Below are 19,517 nucleotides of genomic sequence, written 5' to 3' on the forward strand. Positions count from 1 at the left end.
GGCACCCGCCCCGCGACGCCGTCGACCATGCCGCTCGAAGCCGGACCTCCCGCGCGACGCCGTCGGTCCGAGTCCGCCGCCGCGCCGGGCCACGCACTGGACTGCTCACTGGACTTGGATATCCGATCTGATTGGCTCACCGACGTGCAGATCGGTGATTGGGCAGTTCTTTTGACGGCGGCGACGGCCGCCGGCTGGGTGGACGCGGTGGTCGGTGGCGGCGGATTGATCATCCTGCCGACGTTGTTCCTCGTCGCGCCGACCATCACACCGCAGACCGCGCTCGGCACCAACAAGCTGGCGGCGGTCGCGGGCACCGGCGCGTCGGTGGTGACCTTCGCCAGAAAGGTGCCGTTGCGCTGGCGAGTGCTGCTGCCCGCAGCCGTGATCGCCGCGGTCACCGCCGCGATCGGCGCCGCGGCCGTGTCGTTGATCGACCGCGAGCTGTTCATCCCCATCGTGATGGTGGTGCTCGTCGCCGTCGCCGTGTTCGTCACGCTGCGCCCGTCGATCGGCGTCACCCTCGCCACGCACCCGCCGACGCGCCGCAAGTTCATCCTCACCATCGCGCTGGCCGCCGGCCTGGTCGGCCTCTACGACGGCCTGCTCGGTCCCGGCACCGGCACCTTCCTCATCATCACCTTCGCCACCCTGCTCGGCACCGAGTTCGTCCGGGCCGCCGCGATGGCGAAGGTGATCAACTGCGGTTCCAACGTCGGCGCGCTGATCTTCTTCGGCGCCACCGGCAACATCCTGTGGGCGCTCGGCGCGGCCATGGCGGTCGGCAATGTAGCGGGCGCGATCGTCGGCTCGCACATGGCGTTGCGCAACGGCGCGAAGTTCGTTCGCGTCGTGCTGCTCGTGGTGGTCGTCGGGATGGTGATCCGGTTGGGGTGGCAGCAGTTCGGCTGATCAGCCCCGGGTTTCGACCTGCGAGGCAAGCCACGGCTTGAGCACCCGCGAGGTCGTCTCGTGGATGCGCCGGTGCAGCCGCTCGCCGTCCTCGGCGCCGTTCAACGGCTGCTGGAACAGCACGGTGAGCGCACCCGAGACGGCACCGACGACGGCGCCGACCAGCGCGGCGGCCCCGACCTCGTCCAGTTCGGCCGGAAACGCCACGTGTAGCTGCCGGGCGATCTCGCGCTGCGCGACCAGCTGCGCGTGCGCGGCCCGCCCGCTCACCGAGGGCACGGTGCGCGACACCTGCGCGCGCAGCGCGGCGATCCGGGCGTTCAGGTCGTCGACGAGATGCTCGCCGGGATTGTCACCGGCCGCACGCAAGGCCCGTAGCAACACCTCGACCGGGCGTTCCCCCGGCCGCCTGCTGCCGATCGCAGCCACCGCGGCCCGCACGCGCTCGTCCGTCTCCGGGAAAAGTAGCTCTTCCTTGCTGGCGAAGTAGTTGAAGAAGGTGCGGGTCCCGACATCGGCTACCGCAGCGATGTCGGCCACCGTAGTTTCTTCATAGCCTCTCGTCTCGAACAGCTGTACGGCTGCCTCGAGCAGCGCTCGGCGGGTACGTTCGCGTTTACGGTCACGAAGGGCGGATGGCGGCACGCGGGCACAGTACGGCATTTCGCGAGGCAGACGCGGTAGGCGCTGGTTTCGCGCGTGCCGTTCCCGCCGCCTACCCTCCGTTCTTTCACGCTGCGCCACTGTGCATTACGTGCTGGTTTGCATGCGCTGCAAACTCGCACGGCGTGTAATCCCGGTAGGCGCAAGTCCTCTCGGATGGAACCGACTAGGTTGGACCGGGTGAGCATCGCGACTTCCAAGGATGTGGACGCCGAGTTCCTCGACCTCCCACTGGCCGCGCTCGCCGAGGCCGCGTTGACCGCGGCGAAGGCGGCGGGCGCCCACCATGCCGATCTGCGGGTCCATCGGCTGGTCACCCAGTCGATCCGGCTGCGCGACGGGCGGGTGGAGTCGATCACCGACAACGCCGAGCTCGGCTTGGCGGTCCGGGTGATCGTCGACGGTACGTGGGGTTTCGCCTCGCACGCCGCCCTGACCCCCGCGACGGCGGTGGAGGTGGCCCGCCGCGCGGTGACCGTCGCGACGACCTTGCGCGCGCTCAACCGCGAGCGCGTCGAACTCGCCGACGAGCCGATCTACGACAACGTGCGCTGGGTCTCGGCCTACGACCTGGATCCGTTCACGGTGCCGACCGCCGACAAGGTCGATCTGCTGCAAGACTATTCGGGCCGCCTGTCCAGCGCGGACGGCGTCGACCACGTCACCGCGTCGGTGCTGCAGGTGAAAGAGCAGACCTTCTACGCCGACACCGCGGGCTCGTCCATCACCCAGCAGCGCGTCCGGCTGCACCCGCAGTTGGAGGCGACGACCGTCGACTCCTCGGCGGGCGTGTTCGAGACCATGCGCACGCTAGCGGCTCCGGTCGGCCGCGGCTGGGAGTACGTCACGGGCGCCGACGGCACCTGGGACTGGGCCGACGAACTCGCGCACATCCCGGAGTGGCTCGCCGAGAAGGTGAAGGCGCCGACGGTCACCCCCGGCCCGACCGATCTCGTGATCGACCCGACCAACCTGTGGCTGACCATCCACGAATCCATCGGCCACGCCACCGAATACGACCGGGCCATCGGCTACGAATCCGCCTACGCGGGCACCTCGTTCGCAACACCGGACAAGCTCGGCAAGCTCCAGTACGGCACGCCGATCATGCACGTCACCGGCGACCGCACCGAGGCGCACGGCCTGGCCAGCATCGGCTACGACGACGAGGGCGTCGCCGGGCAACGCTGGGACCTGGTGCGCGACGGCATCCTGGTCGGCTACCAGCTGGACCGGGTCTTCGCGCCGCGCCTGGGCCTGGACCGCTCCAACGGCTGCTCCTACGCCGACTCCGCGCATCACGTGCCGATCCAGCGGATGGCGAACGTCTCGCTGCAACCCGACCCCGAGCGCGACACCAGCACCGCCGAACTCATCTCCCGGGTCGACAACGGCATCTACATCGTCGGCGACAAGTCGTGGTCGATCGATATGCAGCGCTACAACTTCCAGTTCACCGGCCAGCGCTTCTTCCGCATCCGCGACGGCAAGCTCGACGGCCAGCTGCGCGACGTCGCCTACCAGGCCACCACCACCGACTTCTGGGGTGCCATGGAAGCCGTCGGCGGACCGTCCACCTGGCAGCTCGGCGGCGCGGCCAACTGCGGTAAGGCCCAACCCGGCCAGGTCGCGGCGGTGAGCCACGGCTGCCCGTCGGTGCTGGTGCGCGGCATCAACATTCTCAATACCCGGACGGAGGCGGGCCAATGACCGCGCTTATCCCTGCGGGCGAGGTCGTCGAACGCGCGCTCGCCCTGTCCCAGGCCGACGAGGCGATCGTGCTCGTCACCGATTCGCACGACGCGTCGCTGCGCTGGGCCGGAAACTCGATGACCACCAACGGATCCTCGGTGTCGCGCGCATGGTCCGTTGTCTCGATCTTCCGCGACGAGGCCGGCGCGGCACGCGTCGGCACCATCGGCTCGACCAGCGTCGACCCGGCCGAGATCGAAGCGGTCGTACGCAAGAGCGAGGCGGCGGCACGCACCGCCGAACCCGCCCGCGACGCGATGCCGCTGCTGGATTCGGACGTGCCCGCCGACGACTGGGCCGCCGCCCCCGGCAGCACCGACATCGAGGTGTTCACCGATCTCGCCCGCGGCCTGTCCGCCGGTTTCGACGGTAGCGACCGCCTCTACGGTTTCGCCCACCACACCGTGCAGACGATCTGGCTGGGCTCCTCGACCGGTCTCCGGCGTCGCTTCGTGCAGCCCACCGGTTCGGTGGAGATCAACGGAAAACGCGGCACGGGAAGCGATCTCGCCAGCGCCTGGGTCGGCGTCGGCACCCCGGACTTCACCGATGTCGACGTGCCGGGCCTGCTCACCGAGCTGTCCCGGCGACTGGACTGGGCCAAGCGCAAGGTCGAACTGCCCGCTGGCCGCTACGAGACCCTGCTGCCGCCCTCGGCCGTCGCCGATCTGATGATCTATATGAACTGGGAGATGGAAGGTCGTGGCGCGCACGAAGGCCACACCGCGTTCTCCCGGGCCGGCGGCACCCGAATCGGCGAGCGGCTCACCGACATTCCGCTGACGCTGTACTCCGACCCGAAGGTCGCCGGACTCGAGTACTGCCCGTTCGTCGCGACATCCTCGTCCTCCCAAGCGGTCTCGGTCTTCGATAACGGGTTGTCCGCCGACCGGGTCGACTGGGTGCGCGAGGGCGTCATCCAATCGCTGGTCTACCCGCGCGCCGCCGCCACCGAATTCGGTACCGCCCCTACGGTTCCCGGCGACAACCTGCTACTCACCGGTGGTTCCGGCGCCACGCTCGACGAGATGATCGCGCGCACCGAGCGCGGCTTGCTGCTCACCACGCTCTGGTATATCCGCGAAGTCGACCCGGCCAGTCTGCTGCTCACCGGGCTGACCCGTGACGGCGTCTACCTCGTCGAGAACGGTGCAGTAACCGCGGCGGTCAACAACTTCCGGTTCAACGAGAGTCCGCTGGATCTGCTGCGCCGGGTCACCGAAGCGGGCGCCACCGAGGTCACGCTGCCGCGCGAGTGGAAGGACTGGTTCACCCGAACGGCCATGCCGCCCTTGCGAATTCCGGACTTCCACATGTCCTCGGTCAGTCAGGCCACCTGACTCGGGTGCCGACGAGGAGAGTCATCTGGTCGCTGAGGATCCCGCGCAGCAGCCATTCGACTCTCCTCGGTTTCCGCGAATGATCAACCGGGGAAGGTGATCTCGACGGCGACGGTGCCCTTCTTGCCGCGGCGCAGATTGCTGCCGAGGATGGTGATCGGACCCATCAGCCAGTACTTGCGCATGAGCAACTTGCGCACGCGATCGGTGCCGTCCTGGTCGAGGATGCGCCCGGTGCCCGTGACCACCTCGCCGTGCGGCTTGCCGCGCACGTTGCACGGCTGCACGGTGACGTCGGGGTTGCGGCGCAGGCGCTTCACCTTCCAGCTGTCGGTGACCGTCCAGACGTAGAGCTTGTCGCCGTCGGCGACCGCCCACACCGGCGTGCCGACCGGCGTGCCGTCCTTGCGGAACGTGGTCAGCAGAACGTAATCGGATGTGCCGACGGCTCCGAGCGTGTTGGTCATGCACGCAGCGTAGGCGTTCTATTCGGACATTCGGTATTCGCCTGCTTCGAGGCGAGCCACCACGCCGTCGGTCCAGCCCGTGAGGTTGCCGAAGACGCTGCTCCACAGTTCGAGCAGGTCCGTCGCGTGCGGCGGCTCGCCGCGGCCGGGGAAGTCGGGGATCATCTCGAGCAGGCCGACGCGGACCTCCTCGCTGCGGCGGCGCTGTTCGCGCAACTTCTCGATGACGTGCGCGCGGGGCAGCGCGTCCATGAACGCGATGCCCGCGCCGAGTTCCTCCATGTCAATGCTGACCAACGCCTCGTCCATCAGCTTGCGGAACTCGGCTTCGCCCTCGTCGGTCAGCTGGAACAGCGTGCGGCCCGGGCCTTGGCTGCTGCCCTCGGTGCCGTAGGCGCTCAGTTTGCCTTCCTGAGTCAGCTGTTTCAGCGCGTGGTAGATCGAGCCCGGCTTCACGTTCGTCCACGTTTCCGCACGCCACGACAGCAATTCGCGCCGCACGGCGTAGCCGTAGGTGGGCTGACGCAGGCGCATCACCCCCAGCACCAACAGGCGCACAGCCGACATCGGCGACCTCCTTCAGATAGGAAATTTCTACAGTAGTCAAACTTGACTTCTGGATCGCGACCGCCCTACCCTTTGCTAGTCAAAATTGATTACCGCAGGTAGTGGGAGGCTTTTCATGGGCGACACGGCAGTACCGGTGATGTGGGGCGGCAACTTGACCGAGACGCTCGCGTTCTATCAGGCCTTGGGATACAAGGTGACCTGCGAGCAGACCAGCCCTTACGCCTTCGGTGCGGTGGAACGCAACGGCTACGGCTTGAACTTCTACCGCGACCCGAAAGACACACGAAGCGCGGAAGACATCGAGGCGGCGGGCTGCCTGGTCATGGTCGACGAGGTAGCACCCCTGCACAAGCAGTTCAGCGCCGCGCTCCGCGAGCATTTCGGCCGCATTCCGATCAAGGGCATACCGCACATCAGCCGATTCCGTCCCGGCCAGACGCGCTTCAGCGTCACCGATCCGAGCGGCAACAGTGTTACCTATATCCAACGCGACGAACCCGATTTCGAGTACGGCGGATCAAGGGAACTGCAAGGGCTGCAACGAGTTCTGGATAACGCGCGGATCCTGCGATTCTCCAAGGAGGACGACGAGGCGGCCCGCAAAACACTCGAAGCCGGACTGCGCCGCTTCGCCGCCACCGCGTCGGTGCTCGACAAGGCGCACGCGTTGGCAGAGCTCACCGAATTGGCTGTGGCGATGGGCAATCCGGAACGGGCGGCCGAATTGCGTAGCGAGATAGCGGGACTCGAGTTGTCCGACGGGGAGCGCGCCGAGATCGCGGAGCATCTTCAGATCGCGGCCGACTTGGAGCAGTGGTTGGCTGACGCCGAGTAATTGAGGTCGGCGCCGGTGGTCGGCATGGCGCGTGCCGACCACCGGGTGGTATCGAGCCACCGAGGCGTCACGGCACCGGGAATGAGGTGACGGTCGACTAGAGGTGCGGCGCGGCCGTTGAGGGGTCGGGGCGTCGAGCACCTCACCATCGGGCCGTCGGACCAGCGATAGCTCGAGCCATCAGTCGTCAGCCACCGAGGCGTCGGGTCATCAATGCACTACGGCACCATGGCTGGGACTCTCGGACAGTCGAGGCGAAGGTGTTGCGCGGCTTCTTACCGAGCGAGGGTCAGCACCTTGGGAACATCGTCGGTGATGGCGATGGTGTGTTCGGAGTGGGCGGTGCGAGAGCCGTCGGCGGAGCGCAGGGTCCAGCCGTCGGGGTCGGTGACGACGCGGTCGGTGGTGCGGGCGAACCAGGGTTCGATGGCGATGGTGAGGCCGGGGCGCAGGCGGTAGCCGCGGCCCGGCTTGCCCGCGTTGGGGATGTGCGGGTCCTCGTGCATGGTGCGGCCCAGACCGTGGCCGCCGAATTCGGTGTTCACCGGGTAGCCGTAGTCGTGTGCGACGGCCGAGATCGCGGCGGAGATGTCGCCGATGCGGTTGCCCGGCAGCGCGACTGCGATGGCGGCGGCGAGGGCGTCCTCCGTTGCGCGGATCAGGCGGAGGTCTTCCGGGGCGGCCGTGCCGACCACGATGGTCGTCGCCGAGTCGGCTACCCAGCCGTCGATGCCGACGGCGAGGTCCATGGTCAGCACGTCGCCGTCGCGGAGGGCGTAATCGAACGGAAGTCCATGCAGCACAGCGTCGTTGACCGAGAGGCAGACGGTGTTGCGGAATGGGCCGCGGCCGAAGGACGGCGAGTAGTCCCAGTAGCACGACTGCGCGCCGCGCAGCCGAATCTTCTCGCGCACATGGGCTTCCAGTTCCAGCAGGTTCACGCCGACGCGGGCGCGCTCCCGTAACTCCCCCAGCACCTCGGCCACGAACTGGCCCGTCACCAGCATCCGTTCGATCTCACCCGGCGTCTTCAACTCCACCATCAACTAACCCCAATCTCGGTATTTTAATACCACCCTAACTCATTCGGTATTTTAATACCAACCCGCCAGTCTTGGCCGTTGTTCCCAACCCCAGGGACCGACGCTCGCCGACTCGGGGTGTGAACATCGTTAGATGCGCATATCTACGTAGGAACATGTTTATCAGGAACCTTGCGGTATTTAAATACCATCTCTACCCTGTCCCCATGGTCCGTCTCCCGTTGACTCCGGCTCAAATCGACGCCGGCCGCCGCCTCGGCACCGCCCTGCGCGCGGCCCGCGCCGACCGCGACCTCACCGATGTCGCCCGAGCGGCGGGCATTTCCCCGGAAACCCTCCGCAAGATCGAAACGGGCCGCCTCCCCTCCCCCGCCTTCGGCACCGTCGTCGCCCTGAGCCTCGTCCTAGATCTCCCCCTCCAAGACCTGGCCGACACCTGGCGCGCCGCCGGACTAGCCGAATCCGCCTGACCCAAGTCCCGTCCCCCGACGGGTTTCATGATCAACGGGACACGGTGGCGGCGAAGTGCGAGTGAGCCCGCCCCTATGTCCCGTCGAGGCACGGTATCCAAGGGCTTACGGGACGTGGTGGCGGTAGAACCCCGCCGTGCCACGGGGTCAAGCACTACTCGCCGGGTCGCGGGGTGATGGCGAGACCAACAGAGGCCTCGGCCCCGCGAAACAGCTTGTGCGACTTGATGGCCACCGTGCCGATGACGCCGTACTTGCGGGAGACCAGGTCACGTACGCGCTGAGTTCCCTCGGCGTCCAGGATCGTCGCGGTCCCGGCGAACACCTCGTCGCCTTTCGGACGACCACGCCCATCGCACTGCTGCAACGTCACCTCGGCATTGCGCCGGATGCGCTTGACCTTCCACGTCTTCGAATTGGTCCATACGACGATCCGGTCGCCATCCGGCGCTACCCACACCGGCGTCCCCACCGGCGTGCCGTCCTTCTTATAAGTGGTCAGCAGCGCGAACCTGCTCGCCCCCAGCTCTTTCCATGTCATAGCGAAAACAGTAGGCCGCCGAGCCCGGCGCGACATCCGCCCACAGGCAGAATTCCGTCGTACGCGCGGTGACGTATCGGTGCGCCAGAAACCAGCTACAACCACGACAGTCGGAGCGGCCCAACCATCCCCGCTCTGGCGCCTGCCGACCGCCCGGATGGATGCCGCGCACCGCCGCCCAACTCGCTCGAGGCCACTGACCCCACTGGCCCCGCTAGCAGCCCTACTGTCGCCGGTCGCCCCACCAGCCCTGCTCGCCCGCCGCCCCGCTCGCCCGACTCGCCCGCTGCCCCGCTCGCCCGACTCGCCCGCTCACCCCGCTAGACCCACCGGCCCTGCTCGCGCGCTGCCCCGCTCGCCCGCTGTCCCGCTCGCCCGACTCGGCCGCTGCCCCGCTCGCCCGACTGGCCCGCTCAGCCCGCTAGCCCTGGTGGCTCTGCTCGCCACGCTGGCCCCGCTCACCGGCGGGGGGCGCGGATCGGCGCACCCCACCTGCGCGACTCACCCCCGATGCTTGCGGGAGAACGTCCGCACATCTTCAAGGAACAGCTTCGGCTGTTCCAAGGCCGCGAAAAGACCACCTTCGGCGTACTCGGTGAAGTGCTCGATGTTGCCGTCCGGATTCATGACCCGACGCATCAGCGGGCTCGTATTGAACACCGCCATACCCTGCGGGACGCCGGACGGCATCGCCCAGCCCGTCCCTGAATGCGCTGTCTCCCAGAGGAACTGAGCGGCCGAGGCACCGCTACGGGTGAACCAGTAGATGCTGATGTTGGTCAGCAGGACATCGCGGTCGACCGCCTCGCCGGCGGGACGCGCCGGATCGGTCCAGACCTGGAACTTCTCAGCGATCCACGCCAATTGCGCGATAGGCGAGTCGGTCAAGGCGGCGGCGATGGCATTGGGCTGGGTCGATTGCAGCACCAGGTAACCCTTTTGCTCCGCCCATTGGGCCTGCGCTGCATGGATCTCCGCCAGTTCCTCGTCGGTCAGGCCGTCCGGAATCGGCAGCTGCTCACCGACGAGCCCGAGCGAACCTTGATCGCTGTTGACGTGCGTGGCGATCACCCGCTCCGGGTACAGCGCGGCCAGCCGCCCGGTCACCCCGGCACCCACATCCCCGCCCTGCGCGACGAACTTCTCGTATCCGAGCCGAGTCATCAACTCCGCGAACGCCTCCGTGGTCCGCGCCAACTCCCACCCGGTCGCAGCCAGCGGCGTCGAGAACCCGAACCCGGGCAGCGACGGAATCACCACATGGAACGCGTCCGCCGAATCACCGCCGTAGGCAACAGGATCCGTCAACGGCCCGATCAGGTCGAGGAACTCGACCACCGACCCCGGGTAACCGTGCGTGATCAGCAGCGGCACCGCTCCCTCTTCCGCCGATCGCACATGAATGAAATGGATTGTCTGCCCATCGATCTCGGTCGTGAACTGGTCGTGCGCGTTCAGCTTCGCCTCCTGCGCCCGCCAGTCGAAGTCATCACGCCAATACTGCGCCAACTCCGCGAGGTAGGCGGGCGCGATGCCGCGGCGCCAATCGTTCTCGGTCCCCGGCACCGGATGCGGGATCCGAGCATGTGCCAGCCGGTCCCGCAGTTCATCGAGCTCGGCCTGCGGGATGTCGATACGGAAGGGGTGGATGTCTGTGTTCGTCATGGGAACCACCCTCGCGGGCATTGCGGAAGACTTCCTTCCGCAATCCAAAATTCGGTCAGATTCTTCGAGATTCGATCGAAGCGGAGACCTCACGACCGCCAACGGCTGCCCCCACAGAATGGCGCTCCCAGGAGTGCGGCCCCATCGATAGCCTCGGACGACGGCCACCATTCGTTGTGACTCGAAAGGACTCCTCATGCTCCGGCCACACAGGTCCGTCGCGCTTGCGCCGTGCCGATCGACGGCGGTGAGCAGACCATCGAGATCGAGGTCACCGACAGGGGGAGAGGGTGCGCCCAGACCTTCCCGATGCTGATGGATCACGAATAGCACTGGCCCGAAACGGCATTCCAGCGCCGCCGTCGGCGCGGGAGCCGCCCCCGGCGTATAGCCGAAACGCACTGCGGGGGCCTCAGCACATCGCTGAGGCCCCTGCGGTCGTGCCGACCGGTGTCCGAGTGATTTCCTCTGGGCCCCGGCCTCGATACAGAAGGCTCTCATACTTGCGGGTATTCGGCGCACCGAGCGCGGACGTGACCAGTGTAGATGCGTGGCCGTGCATCTGTACGAGCAGTGCGGCGCCGAGCTTCCTCCCGAATCGCCGCCCGAAAGCTGTTCGTAGATAACGAAATAGCAACGACGCCTCGCAATCGTGCTCGAACTGTTCCGCTCGCCGTTACCCGCCGCCCCTCGAGAATTCGCCGGGGAGTCGCCCCGCGGCCATGGTCCGCCCGCCGGTGCCGAAAGGTCGCTCGGATAACCTGTCCCGATGTTCCTGGCCCAGATCGTCGCCGCTCGGGTACCGAGCCGGATGCTGTCCATGTTCGTCCGCAACGCCGAGTTGCTGAAGTTCCTGACCGTCGGCGCGATCGCCTTCGTGACCACCTCGGTGCTCTTCTTCGGCCTGAAATGGACTGTGCTGGAAGGTAAGCCGGTCACCGCGAACGTGGTCGCGGTGCTGATCGCGACCGTGGTCTCCTACGTGTTGAACAGCGAGTGGGCGTTCACCGCGCGCGGTGGACGTGCGCGCAGGCACGAAGCGGCCCTGTTCTTCCTGGTGGCCAGCGTCGGCATGGTGATCAACCAGCTGCCGCTGGCCGTGTCGAGCTACCTCTTCCAGCTCCGCACGCCGCACGTCTCGATCCTGGTGGAGAACATCGCCGACTTCGTCAGCGCAACCATCATCGGCACCCTGCTCGCCACGGTCTTCCGTTGGTGGGCCATGCGCAAATTCGTGTTCCTCGACCCGGTCCGACCCGACCTGGAACTGGACGAGCCGATGTCCGAGACGCGAGCCTGACCGTGCTGGTCGCCATTCCGGCGGGCACGGTGACGCTGTCGGATCGGCGAACCCAGCGCAGCTGGCCGGTCGAGGTCGCGCCGTTCGAGCTGGCGGCGGTCCCGGTCACCCAGGCGGAGTACGAGCAGGTCACCGGGCTGGCACCGAGCAGTGAGCGCGGCGACCGGCGGCCCGTCGACAGCGTCTCGTGGTGGGATGCGCTGCACTACTGCAACGCACGGTCGATCCAGGAAGAGCTGACACCCGTGTACCGGATCGACGACGAGAACGTCGACTGGAACACCGACGCCGACGGCTTCCGACTGCCGACCGAGGCCGAATGGGAGCACGCGTGCCGCGCGGGCAGCACCGGCCCGCGCTACGGTGAACTCGACGAAATCGCCTGGTACCGAGGCAATTCGGCTGAGCACATGCATGACGTCGGCGGCAAGCGGCCCAATGCGTGGGGCCTGTACGACATGCTCGGCAACACCTGGGACTGGTGCTGGGACATCTACGACGCCGAAATCTACGGCTCCTACCGGGTGCTGCGCGGCGGTGGTTGGTTCGACGAACACTGGAGCTGCCGCGCCTCGGTGCGCCGCCGCAGCCATCCGTCCCTGCGCTTGGACGACGTAGGCTTCCGCGTTGCACGATCGCCGCGTTCCTGATCTGCCGCGACCAGCGAATCTATTGTGGCCGTGGAGCATTCACCGACCCTGCCGCACCTCGGTCCGGTAACGTACCGAGCAGGTCGGCGGCTTCGGTTGTCGAATCGACCCGCACCCGTGCGCCGGAACCGGATTCGAGCCCCGAACCACACCGGCCCGGAGTAACGCTGTCGCGATTGTGGATTCACCCGTACTACAGAACGGTGGTGCGCGATGAGAAACACCGGCCCGATTGTCGTACTGACCGATCACAGCTCGACCGAGGGCAGCTCCGCCCTGCTCGCCCGCGCCGTCGAATGGGTCACCGACGCTGCACCACTGGTGCTGGACGCGAGACATTTCTACGACGGCGGCGAGGGAGTGCTGCGGGCCGCCGACGCTGACGGTGCCGTCCGAGCACATCGAGGTCCAGCCGAGCGCGCTCGTCGTCTATGAAATTCCGCCGATCGACCGGCATCGATTCACCCGGTTCCAAGCGGCCATCGCCCGCAGCGGTATCCCCTGCCTCGGGGCCGACGCGCAGGCGTGGCGCAACGCGACCGACAAACGTCGCACAGTCGAACGATTCCGGGCCGACGGTATCCGTCAGGAGGAATCGCTCGTACTGGACGATCCCACTCCGAGCGCCGCATCGACAGCCTTCGAACGGCTCGGGCGCGACGTCTGGACCCGGCCGGTGATCGGCTTCGGTGGACGCGATGTATTCCACGTGACCACCGAGGCGCACCTGCACGCCGCGCGCGAGCTCTACCGAAAGACCGGCACGAGTTGGCTGCTCACCCGCGACGCACAAAACTTCGACGAGCACGGGCGACGCCACCAATATCGAGTGGTCGTGCTCGGCCGGCGGGTGCTGCGGGTCTGTGAGCACGTGCAGGTCGACCCGGACGCCCCGTGCAACGAGGCGCAGGGCGCGGTCTCGACCGTGCTCCCCCGCAACGCCCTGCCCCGGCGCCTGCACGAGCTCGCGATCCGGGCCACAGCATCGGTCGGGCTACCGTTCGGCGGTGTCGATCTGGTGTCCGAGAACGGCGGCGTGGTTTTCGAGGTGAATGTGCATCCGGTGCTGGATGTTCCGCAAGGTTTCGAAACGGTGGCGGTTCCCTTCCTGCTCGCGCACCTTTCCGAGTCCGGCGCGCCGGACTTGCCCCGATCCACACGGGTACACCCGCAGCACTGATCGGACATTTCGGACAGGTTTTTTCGTACGCTCCACGAAATCGTCAGCGCCGCACATACTGTCCGGTACAAGCATGGCTATCACCCAGACAACGCGCCCGTGGCGCCTACGGTAGGTGCCACGCCGACCCCGAAGCGAGCGTATTCATGGTCATCATCGCTGTGCACGACGCCCTCCTCGCGCAGATCGGCAATCCGACCCCGGAACCGCCGCCGGTCTCGGACAAGATTTTGCAGATGGTCCGCTACCTCACCTGGCTGGTGCTGCTGTCCGGGGTCTGCGGGATCACCTTCGCGGGTGGACGATTCGCCTGGGAGAAGTGGCAGGGCGGTCCGCTCGACTCGCCGAAGATGATCGCCGGCGGCATGATCGGCGGCGTTGTCGCCACCAGCGCGGGCACGATCATGAACGCGGTGATCGGCTGAGCGGTAGCGGCTGGACGACGGGCCGATCAGGTTAATCGCGGAAGGTAACCTTCCGCGATTCCTGCGATGATCGACCCATGTTGGAGACCTCCGCGCGGCTACTCCGCCTGCTGTCGCTGCTACAACTGCACCGGGATTGGACGGGGCCGGTGCTCGCCGAGCGACTGGGGGTGTCCACGCGCACCGTGCGCACCGACATCGAGCGGCTGCGGACCTTGGGTTATCCGGTGCACGCCACGCCGGGTGTCGCGGGCGGCTATCGATTGGGTGCGGGCTCCGCGCTGCCGCCGCTGCTGCTCGACGACGAGGAGGCGGTCGCGGTCGCGGTCGGTTTGGCCACCGCGGCCAACGGGGCCGTCACCGGCATCGAGGAGACCTCGGTGCGGGCGCTGGCGAAGCTGCAGCAGGTGTTGCCCGCGCGGCTGCGCGCCCGAGTGGCGGCGCTGACCTCGGCCACCGTGCACGCGCCGGATATCGGCCGGAACACCGTCGACGCCGAGGTGCTCACCGCCGTGGCCGGCGCGATCCGGGCGAGCGAGCGGTTGCGCTTCGACTACGCAGCACATTCGGGTGCGCCGTCGCGTCGCGAGGTCGAGCCGCACCGGCTGGTGCACTGGCGCGGGCGCTGGTATCTGGTCGCGTGGGATCCGGGCCGCGACGACTGGCGTACCTTCCGGGTCGACCGGATTGTGCCCAAGACGCCGAACGGACCGCGGTTCACTCCGCGCGAGGTGTCCGAGGACGACATCGCCGAGCGCGTGCGGCGTGGGGTCGGCGCGGCGACCTGGCGGTATCGTGCGACGGTGCGCATGGCCGCGCCCGCCGAACGGATGCGGGCCCAGTTGCCGCCCGCGGTGTCCGTCGAGCCGGACGGCCCGGATCACTGTGTGGTGCGGGCGGGTTCGGATTCACCGCGGATGCTCGCGTTCTATCTCGGTTCCGTCGATGTGGATTTCGAGATACTCGAGGGCGCCGAGCTCGCGGAGCAACTGCTGGCGACCGCCGAGCGATTCCGCAGGGCGGCCGGTCAGCAATAAACGATTACGTACCGGAATTAGGCAATTAACGGGTGAGCCCAGCCTGGCCGGCATAAAACACCGAACAGGCTGGGCTGTCCCTGTTCTCGATTCCCGTCAGGGCTGGTTGGCACCCGCGATGCCACCGATGATTCCACCGATGATGCAGCCGGGGATGGCACCGACAATGGCGAAGATCAAGCCGATCAAGAAACCGATGGCGCACCCGATCAACACACCGGCGACGGTAGTGCCCGCGTCACCGATGAACTGCGGCGCACCCGCCTCCGGGAGCGCAGCCCCGACCGGCGTCAACGTCAAAGTGGTTGCGCTGGCGTCGACTTGCGGCGCGACCCGCACCTGCTGACCCGCCACCGATTGGAGGGTCGTCGACACGTTGGCGATCACCGATCCGTCCGGTGCCAGCACGGAGATGCCCTGATCGGGCGTCAGTACGAACTTGCCGGAGGCGAGCGTGACCGTCGCGTTCGAGCGGTCCGGCGCGACGGCGGCCGTGTAGGCGACTCCCCGATCGACCCCGTTGATCGCGTCGGCCACCTGCACTTCACCGTGTGCGGTTGCCGCGGCGACACCGGTCGCGGCCACGGTGAGCGCTGCGGTAGCGAGCATTTTCCTGATATTCATAAGGCTTTCCAATCATCTAGCCGATTCGATTGGCGTTTCCCGGAAACGGCCGTGGAACACCATCGATCATGCTCTCTCGACAACAGGATTGTCGAGAGAAACGGGCAGATTGAATTACCTTGCAAGATCACACATTTCGCGCTTCCCCATGAAATTGGGGGGTTGATTTTCGCGCTATTCCAATTCCCCTTCGGTCTCCAAGTAGACCTGGCGCAGTCGATCAAGTGTCGCCTGCTCCGGATGCTCCCACAAGTCCCGTTCGGCGGCTTCCAGCAGCCGCTCGGCAATGCCGTGCAGCGCCCACGGGTTGGACTGCTCCATGAACTTGCGGTTCACGTCATCGAAAACGTAGCTCTCCGCGAGCTTCTCGTACATCCAGTCGGCGACGACGTTGGTGGTGGCGTCGTAACCGAACAGGTAGTCGACCGTCGCCGCCATCTCGAACGCGCCCTTGTAGCCGTGCCTGCGCATCGCCTCGAGCCAGCGCGGGTTCACCACGCGAGCCCGGAACACCCGCGAGGTCTCCTCGGAGAGCGTGCGGGTGCGCACCGCGTCGGGCCGGGTGCTGTCGCCGATGTAGGCCTCGGGGTTCTTGCCGGTGAGCGCGCGCACGGTGGCGACCATGCCGCCGTGGAACTGGAAGTAGTCGTCGGAGTCGGCGATGTCGTGCTCGCGGGTGTCGGTGTTCTTGGCCGCCACCGCGATTCGGCGGTACGCGGTGCGCATGTCGTCGGCGGCGGGTGCGCCGTCGAGATCGCGACCGTAGGCGTAGCCACCCCAGGTGGTGTACACCTGCGCGAGGTCATCGTCGGTGCGCCAGCTCTTCGAATCAATCAGTTGCAGCAGCCCCGCGCCGTAGGTGCCCGGCTTGGAACCGAAGATGCGGGTGGTGGCGCGGCGGGCATCACCGTGCTCGGCCAGGTCGGCTTCGGCATGGGCGCGAACGTAATTCGACTCCGCGGGCTCGTCGAGTTCGGCGACCATTCGCACCGCGTCGTCGAGCAGCGCGAGCACGTGCGGGAAGGCGTCGCGGAAGAAGCCGCTGATGCGCACCGTCACATCGACACGGGGACGGGACAATTCGTCGAGGGAGATCACCTCGAGGGTGGTGACGCGGCGGCTCGCCTCGTCCCACACCGGCCGGACACCAAGCAGAGCAAAGACTTCGGCGATGTCGTCGCCGGAGGTGCGCATGGCCGAGGTGCCCCACACCGAGAGACCCACCGAGCGCGGGTACTCACCGTGATCGGCCAGGTACCGCGCCAGCAGCGAATCCGCCATGGCCTGACCGGTTTCCCAGGCCAGCCGGGACGGGACGGCCTTCGGGTCGACGGAGTAGAAGTTGCGGCCGGTCGGCAAGACATTGATCAGGCCGCGCAGGGGTGAGCCGCTGGGGCCCGCCGGGATGAAGCCGCCGTTGAGGGCGTGCAGGACGCGATCGATCTCGATGCCGGTTTGACGCAGGCGGGGGACGACTTCGGTTGCGGCGAAACGGAGTACGTCACGGACCGCGGTGAGCCGGGGGTCCGTGGTCAGGACTGCGGCCGCCTCGGCGAGGTCGGCGTGCGCGGCCGTAGCCGAACTGTCAGCAGCCAGTTGAGGACTGGATGCGGCAGGGCTGTCGGCCTCCGCTGTCGCGCCGGACCGCGAGCCACCCGCTGTCGCGAGCAGCGAGGCCGCGAACTCGTCGACGAGCCTGTCGACCGCGTCGGCCGACCAGTCGGCGCCCTGCAAGGCTGCCACCAGCCCGCGAGCTTGGTTCTCCACCACATCCACTCGACCGCGCACCTCGGTGCCGGATTCGTCCAGCCCCAAGGCTTCCCGCAGCCCGGGCACGTTGCGCTCGCCGCCCCAGAGCTGACGGGCACGCAGCATGGCGAGCACCAGGTCGACCTCGCTCTCCCCCGCGGGCGCCTGACCGAGAATGTGCAGTCCGTCGCGGATCTGCACGTCCTTGATCTCGCACAGCCAGCCGTCGACGTGCAGCAGCATGTCGTCGAAGACGTCCTCGTCGGGGCGTTCGGCGAGGCCGAGGTCGTGGTCCATCTTGGCCGCGCGCATCAGCGTCCAGATCTGCTGGCGGATGGCGGGCAGCTTGGCCGGGTCGAGGGTGGAGATGTTGGCGTGCTCGTCGAGCAGCTGCTCCAAACGTGAGATATCGCCGTAGCTTTCGGCGCGGGCCATCGGGGGGATCAGGTGATCGACCAGGGTCGCGTGCGCGCGCCGCTTGGCCTGGGTACCTTCGCCCGGGTCGTTGACGAGGAACGGGTAGATCAGCGGCAGGTCGCCGAGGGCGGCGTCGGTGCCGCAGGAGGCGGACATGCCGAGGGTCTTGCCGGGCAGCCACTCCAGGTTGCCGTGCTTGCCGAGGTGCACCATCGCATCAGCGCCGAAACCCTCGGCGGAGCTGAGCCATCGGTACGCGGCGAGGTAATGGTGGCTGGGCGGCAGGTCGGGGTCGTGGTAGATGGCGACCGGGTTCTCACCGAAACCACGGGGCGGCTGCACCATCAGCACCACATTGTCGAAACGCAAGGCGGCGATGACGATCTCACCGTTCGGGTCGGCGGAGCGGTCGACGTAGAGCTCGCCGGGCGGCGGGCCCCACGCCTCGACGATGGCTTCGCGCAGGTCTTCCGGCAGCGTGTCGAACCACGCGGTGTACGCCGCCGCGGTGATCCGAATCGGGTTGCCTTCCAGCTGTTCCGCGGTGAGCCAGTCCGGATCCTGGCCGCCCGCCGCGATAAGGGCGTGGATGAGGGTGTCACCGTCTTGCTCATCGAGGCCCGGAACCGCACCCTGCTCGCCGAGATCGTATCCGGCGCTGCGCATCTCGGTGAGCAGGCGAATCGCGCTGGCGGGCGTGTCCAGGCCGACCGCGTTGCCGATGCGGGCGTGCTTGGTCGGGTAGGCGGACAGCATCAGCGCGACGCGCTTGCGCTCGGCCGGGATGTGCCGCAGCCGCGCGTAGCGCACCGCGATACCCGCGACCCTGGCCGCGCGTTCGGCGTCCGGGACGTAGGTGGACAGGCCGTCCGCGTCGAACTCCTTGAAGGAGAACGGAACCGTGATGATCCGGCCGTCGAACTCGGGGACGGCGACCTGGGTGGCGACGTCCAGCGGGGAGAGCCCGTCGTCGTTTGCCGCCCACTGGGCCCGGCCACTGGTCAGGCACAAGCCTTGCAGGATCGGCACATCCAGGTCGGCGAGTGCGCCGACGTCCCAGGACTCGTCCTCGCCGCCCGCCGAGGCGGTGGCCGGCTTCGTACCGCCGGCGGCGAGCACGGTGACCACCAGGGTGTCGGCCTGGCGCAGTGTCGCAAGTAGTTCGGGCTCTGCGGTGCGCAACGAGGCACAGTACAGCGGCAGGGCGCGTGCGCCGGAGTCTTCGATCGCCCGGCAGAGTGCGTCGATGTAACCGGTGTTCCCGGCGAGATGCTGTGCGCGGTAATAGATCACCGCGACGGTGGGCTGTTCGTCGCCTGCGTCGGCCGAATCCCGTTCCAGCACACCCCAGCTCGGCAGCTGCACCGGCGGCTCGAAGCCGTGGCCGGTGAGCAGCACCGTGTCGGACAAGAAGTTGTGCAGCTGCCGCAGGTTTTCCGACCCGCCCGCGGCCAGGTAGTTGTGCGCGTCGGCGGCGACACCGCCGGGCACGGTCGAGCACTCCATCAGTTCCGCGTCCGGCGCGATCTCGCCGCCCAGCGCCACCATCGGCACACCGCTGGCCCGGATCGCGTCGAGGCCGTCCTCCCAGGCGCGCTTGCCGCCCAGGATGCGCACGATCACCAGGTCGGCGCCGTCGAGCAGCGCGGGCAGGTCATCCACCAGCAGCCGGGCGGGGTTGCCCCACCGGTACTCGGCGCCGCTCGCGCGGGCGCTCAGCAGATCGGTGTCGGACGTGGACAGCAGCAGAATCACAGGTGACGGCCTTCCTCGGGTTACGCGCCCATCGGTGCTGCTCGCCGCCGGGGTCGGCGGCCAGCGGAGCCGGCGGGGTGGGTGAGCCCAGAGGGTCTGGCTATTCACAGTGGCGCGACCGC

General features: G+C 67.6%; 19 protein-coding genes. 11 read left to right on the top strand and 8 right to left on the bottom strand.

Annotated features, from left to right (window positions below):
* Positions 1–144: 144 nt before the first annotated feature.
* Positions 145–912, top strand: a complete 768-nt coding sequence (locus DBO33_RS27375) for a TSUP family transporter (RefSeq protein WP_107660621.1) — start codon at positions 145–147, stop codon at positions 910–912.
* Here DBO33_RS27375 and DBO33_RS27380 read toward each other — a convergent pair whose 3' ends face one another.
* On the bottom strand, positions 913–1,557 hold the full coding sequence (locus tag DBO33_RS27380; protein ID WP_234391070.1) for a TetR/AcrR family transcriptional regulator: 645 nt from the start codon (positions 1,555–1,557) through the stop codon (positions 913–915).
* Between the two features lie 174 nt (positions 1,558–1,731).
* Here DBO33_RS27380 and DBO33_RS27385 point away from each other — a divergent pair, with 174 nt between their 5' ends.
* Both DBO33_RS27385 and DBO33_RS27390 read left to right on the top strand, forming a co-directional pair.
* Complete coding sequence (locus DBO33_RS27385) at positions 1,732–3,285, top strand: TldD/PmbA family protein (RefSeq protein ID WP_407670539.1); 1,554 nt, start codon at positions 1,732–1,734, stop codon at positions 3,283–3,285.
* Positions 3,282–4,667 carry a metallopeptidase TldD-related protein gene (locus tag DBO33_RS27390; RefSeq protein ID WP_107657643.1) on the top strand — a complete coding sequence of 462 codons (1,386 nt, stop codon included), beginning with the start codon at positions 3,282–3,284 and terminating at the stop codon, positions 4,665–4,667. The genes DBO33_RS27385 and DBO33_RS27390 overlap by 4 nt, the downstream gene beginning before the upstream one ends.
* An 83-nt stretch (positions 4,668–4,750) precedes the next feature.
* Here the strand turns inward: DBO33_RS27390 and DBO33_RS27395 are convergent, their stop codons facing one another.
* Positions 4,751–5,134 carry a PPOX class F420-dependent oxidoreductase gene (locus DBO33_RS27395; protein ID WP_107657644.1) on the bottom strand — a complete coding sequence of 128 codons (384 nt, stop codon included), beginning with the start codon at positions 5,132–5,134 and terminating at the stop codon, positions 4,751–4,753.
* A gap of 18 nt (positions 5,135–5,152) precedes the next feature.
* Positions 5,153–5,701 (bottom strand): PadR family transcriptional regulator, encoded by a 549-nt coding sequence (locus tag DBO33_RS27400; RefSeq protein ID WP_107657645.1) that lies wholly within the window; start codon positions 5,699–5,701, stop codon positions 5,153–5,155.
* A gap of 115 nt (positions 5,702–5,816) precedes the next feature.
* On the opposite strand from DBO33_RS27400, the gene DBO33_RS27405 reads away from it, so the two are divergent.
* Complete coding sequence (locus DBO33_RS27405; protein ID WP_107657646.1) at positions 5,817–6,539, top strand: VOC family protein; 723 nt, start codon at positions 5,817–5,819, stop codon at positions 6,537–6,539.
* A 275-nt stretch (positions 6,540–6,814) separates the two neighbouring features.
* Here the strand turns inward: DBO33_RS27405 and map are convergent, their stop codons facing one another.
* Entirely contained in the window at positions 6,815–7,582 is a 768-nt protein-coding gene (gene map, locus DBO33_RS27410; RefSeq protein WP_107657647.1) for a type I methionyl aminopeptidase, read from the bottom strand.
* A 206-nt stretch (positions 7,583–7,788) separates the two neighbouring features.
* On the opposite strand from map, the gene DBO33_RS27415 reads away from it, so the two are divergent.
* The gene (locus tag DBO33_RS27415) at positions 7,789–8,052 is read left to right on the top strand and encodes a helix-turn-helix transcriptional regulator (protein WP_107660624.1); all 264 of its coding nucleotides are present in this window, start codon (positions 7,789–7,791) and stop codon (positions 8,050–8,052) included.
* Between the two features lie 154 nt (positions 8,053–8,206).
* On the opposite strand, the gene DBO33_RS27420 is transcribed toward DBO33_RS27415, so the two are convergent.
* Both DBO33_RS27420 and DBO33_RS27425 read right to left on the bottom strand, forming a co-directional pair.
* Positions 8,207–8,593, bottom strand: a complete 387-nt coding sequence (locus DBO33_RS27420; RefSeq protein WP_107657648.1) for a PPOX class F420-dependent oxidoreductase — start codon at positions 8,591–8,593, stop codon at positions 8,207–8,209.
* A 501-nt stretch (positions 8,594–9,094) separates the two neighbouring features.
* The gene (locus DBO33_RS27425) at positions 9,095–10,258 is read right to left on the bottom strand and encodes an epoxide hydrolase family protein (protein WP_107660625.1); all 1,164 of its coding nucleotides are present in this window, start codon (positions 10,256–10,258) and stop codon (positions 9,095–9,097) included.
* A 769-nt stretch (positions 10,259–11,027) separates the two neighbouring features.
* Here DBO33_RS27425 and DBO33_RS27430 point away from each other — a divergent pair.
* From DBO33_RS27430 to DBO33_RS27450, 6 genes are all read left to right on the top strand, one after another.
* Positions 11,028–11,558 (top strand): GtrA family protein, encoded by a 531-nt coding sequence (locus DBO33_RS27430; RefSeq protein WP_107657649.1) that lies wholly within the window; start codon positions 11,028–11,030, stop codon positions 11,556–11,558.
* A gap of 2 nt (positions 11,559–11,560) precedes the next feature.
* A complete protein-coding gene (locus DBO33_RS27435) occupies positions 11,561–12,208 on the top strand; it encodes a formylglycine-generating enzyme family protein (protein ID WP_234391071.1) in 648 nt (215 codons plus the stop codon).
* Between the two features lie 213 nt (positions 12,209–12,421).
* The gene (locus DBO33_RS43090) at positions 12,422–12,643 is read left to right on the top strand and encodes a hypothetical protein (protein WP_159080567.1); all 222 of its coding nucleotides are present in this window, start codon (positions 12,422–12,424) and stop codon (positions 12,641–12,643) included.
* Positions 12,594–13,388: an ATP-grasp domain-containing protein gene (locus DBO33_RS27440; protein WP_159080568.1), complete on the top strand. Its 795-nt coding sequence runs from the start codon at positions 12,594–12,596 to the stop codon at positions 13,386–13,388. Before DBO33_RS43090 ends, DBO33_RS27440 begins: the two co-directional genes overlap by 50 nt.
* A gap of 146 nt (positions 13,389–13,534) precedes the next feature.
* Positions 13,535–13,813 carry a hypothetical protein gene (locus DBO33_RS27445; RefSeq protein ID WP_107657651.1) on the top strand — a complete coding sequence of 93 codons (279 nt, stop codon included), beginning with the start codon at positions 13,535–13,537 and terminating at the stop codon, positions 13,811–13,813.
* A gap of 77 nt (positions 13,814–13,890) precedes the next feature.
* Positions 13,891–14,850 (top strand): helix-turn-helix transcriptional regulator, encoded by a 960-nt coding sequence (locus DBO33_RS27450; RefSeq protein ID WP_107657652.1) that lies wholly within the window; start codon positions 13,891–13,893, stop codon positions 14,848–14,850.
* A 96-nt stretch (positions 14,851–14,946) separates the two neighbouring features.
* On the opposite strand, the gene DBO33_RS27455 is transcribed toward DBO33_RS27450, so the two are convergent.
* Positions 14,947–15,474, bottom strand: a complete 528-nt coding sequence (locus DBO33_RS27455) for a hypothetical protein (protein WP_107657653.1) — start codon at positions 15,472–15,474, stop codon at positions 14,947–14,949.
* Between the two features lie 174 nt (positions 15,475–15,648).
* Positions 15,649–19,395, bottom strand: a complete 3,747-nt coding sequence (gene cobN, locus DBO33_RS27460) for a cobaltochelatase subunit CobN (RefSeq protein WP_107657654.1) — start codon at positions 19,393–19,395, stop codon at positions 15,649–15,651.
* Positions 19,396–19,517: the final 122 nt, after the last annotated feature.

The sequence above is a fragment of the Nocardia suismassiliense genome, from assembly GCF_900269665.1.
GTDB lineage: Bacteria > Actinomycetota > Actinomycetes > Mycobacteriales > Mycobacteriaceae > Nocardia > Nocardia suismassiliense.

Coding starts and splice junctions, on each gene's coding strand:
- DBO33_RS27385 (WP_407670539.1), top strand. CDS start 1,732: ATGGAACCGACTAGGTTGGACCGGGTGAGCATCGCGACTTCCAAGGAT.
- DBO33_RS27390 (WP_107657643.1), top strand. CDS start 3,282: ATGACCGCGCTTATCCCTGCGGGCGAGGTCGTCGAACGCGCGCTCGCC.
- DBO33_RS27395 (WP_107657644.1), bottom strand. CDS start 5,134: ATGACCAACACGCTCGGAGCCGTCGGCACATCCGATTACGTTCTGCTG.
- DBO33_RS27400 (WP_107657645.1), bottom strand. CDS start 5,701: ATGTCGGCTGTGCGCCTGTTGGTGCTGGGGGTGATGCGCCTGCGTCAG.
- DBO33_RS27405 (WP_107657646.1), top strand. CDS start 5,817: ATGGGCGACACGGCAGTACCGGTGATGTGGGGCGGCAACTTGACCGAG.
- map (WP_107657647.1), bottom strand. CDS start 7,582: ATGGTGGAGTTGAAGACGCCGGGTGAGATCGAACGGATGCTGGTGACG.
- DBO33_RS27415 (WP_107660624.1), top strand. CDS start 7,789: ATGGTCCGTCTCCCGTTGACTCCGGCTCAAATCGACGCCGGCCGCCGC.
- DBO33_RS27420 (WP_107657648.1), bottom strand. CDS start 8,593: ATGACATGGAAAGAGCTGGGGGCGAGCAGGTTCGCGCTGCTGACCACT.
- DBO33_RS27425 (WP_107660625.1), bottom strand. CDS start 10,258: ATGACGAACACAGACATCCACCCCTTCCGTATCGACATCCCGCAGGCC.
- DBO33_RS27430 (WP_107657649.1), top strand. CDS start 11,028: ATGTTCCTGGCCCAGATCGTCGCCGCTCGGGTACCGAGCCGGATGCTG.
- DBO33_RS43090 (WP_159080567.1), top strand. CDS start 12,422: ATGAGAAACACCGGCCCGATTGTCGTACTGACCGATCACAGCTCGACC.
- DBO33_RS27445 (WP_107657651.1), top strand. CDS start 13,535: ATGGTCATCATCGCTGTGCACGACGCCCTCCTCGCGCAGATCGGCAAT.
- DBO33_RS27450 (WP_107657652.1), top strand. CDS start 13,891: ATGTTGGAGACCTCCGCGCGGCTACTCCGCCTGCTGTCGCTGCTACAA.
- DBO33_RS27455 (WP_107657653.1), bottom strand. CDS start 15,474: ATGAATATCAGGAAAATGCTCGCTACCGCAGCGCTCACCGTGGCCGCG.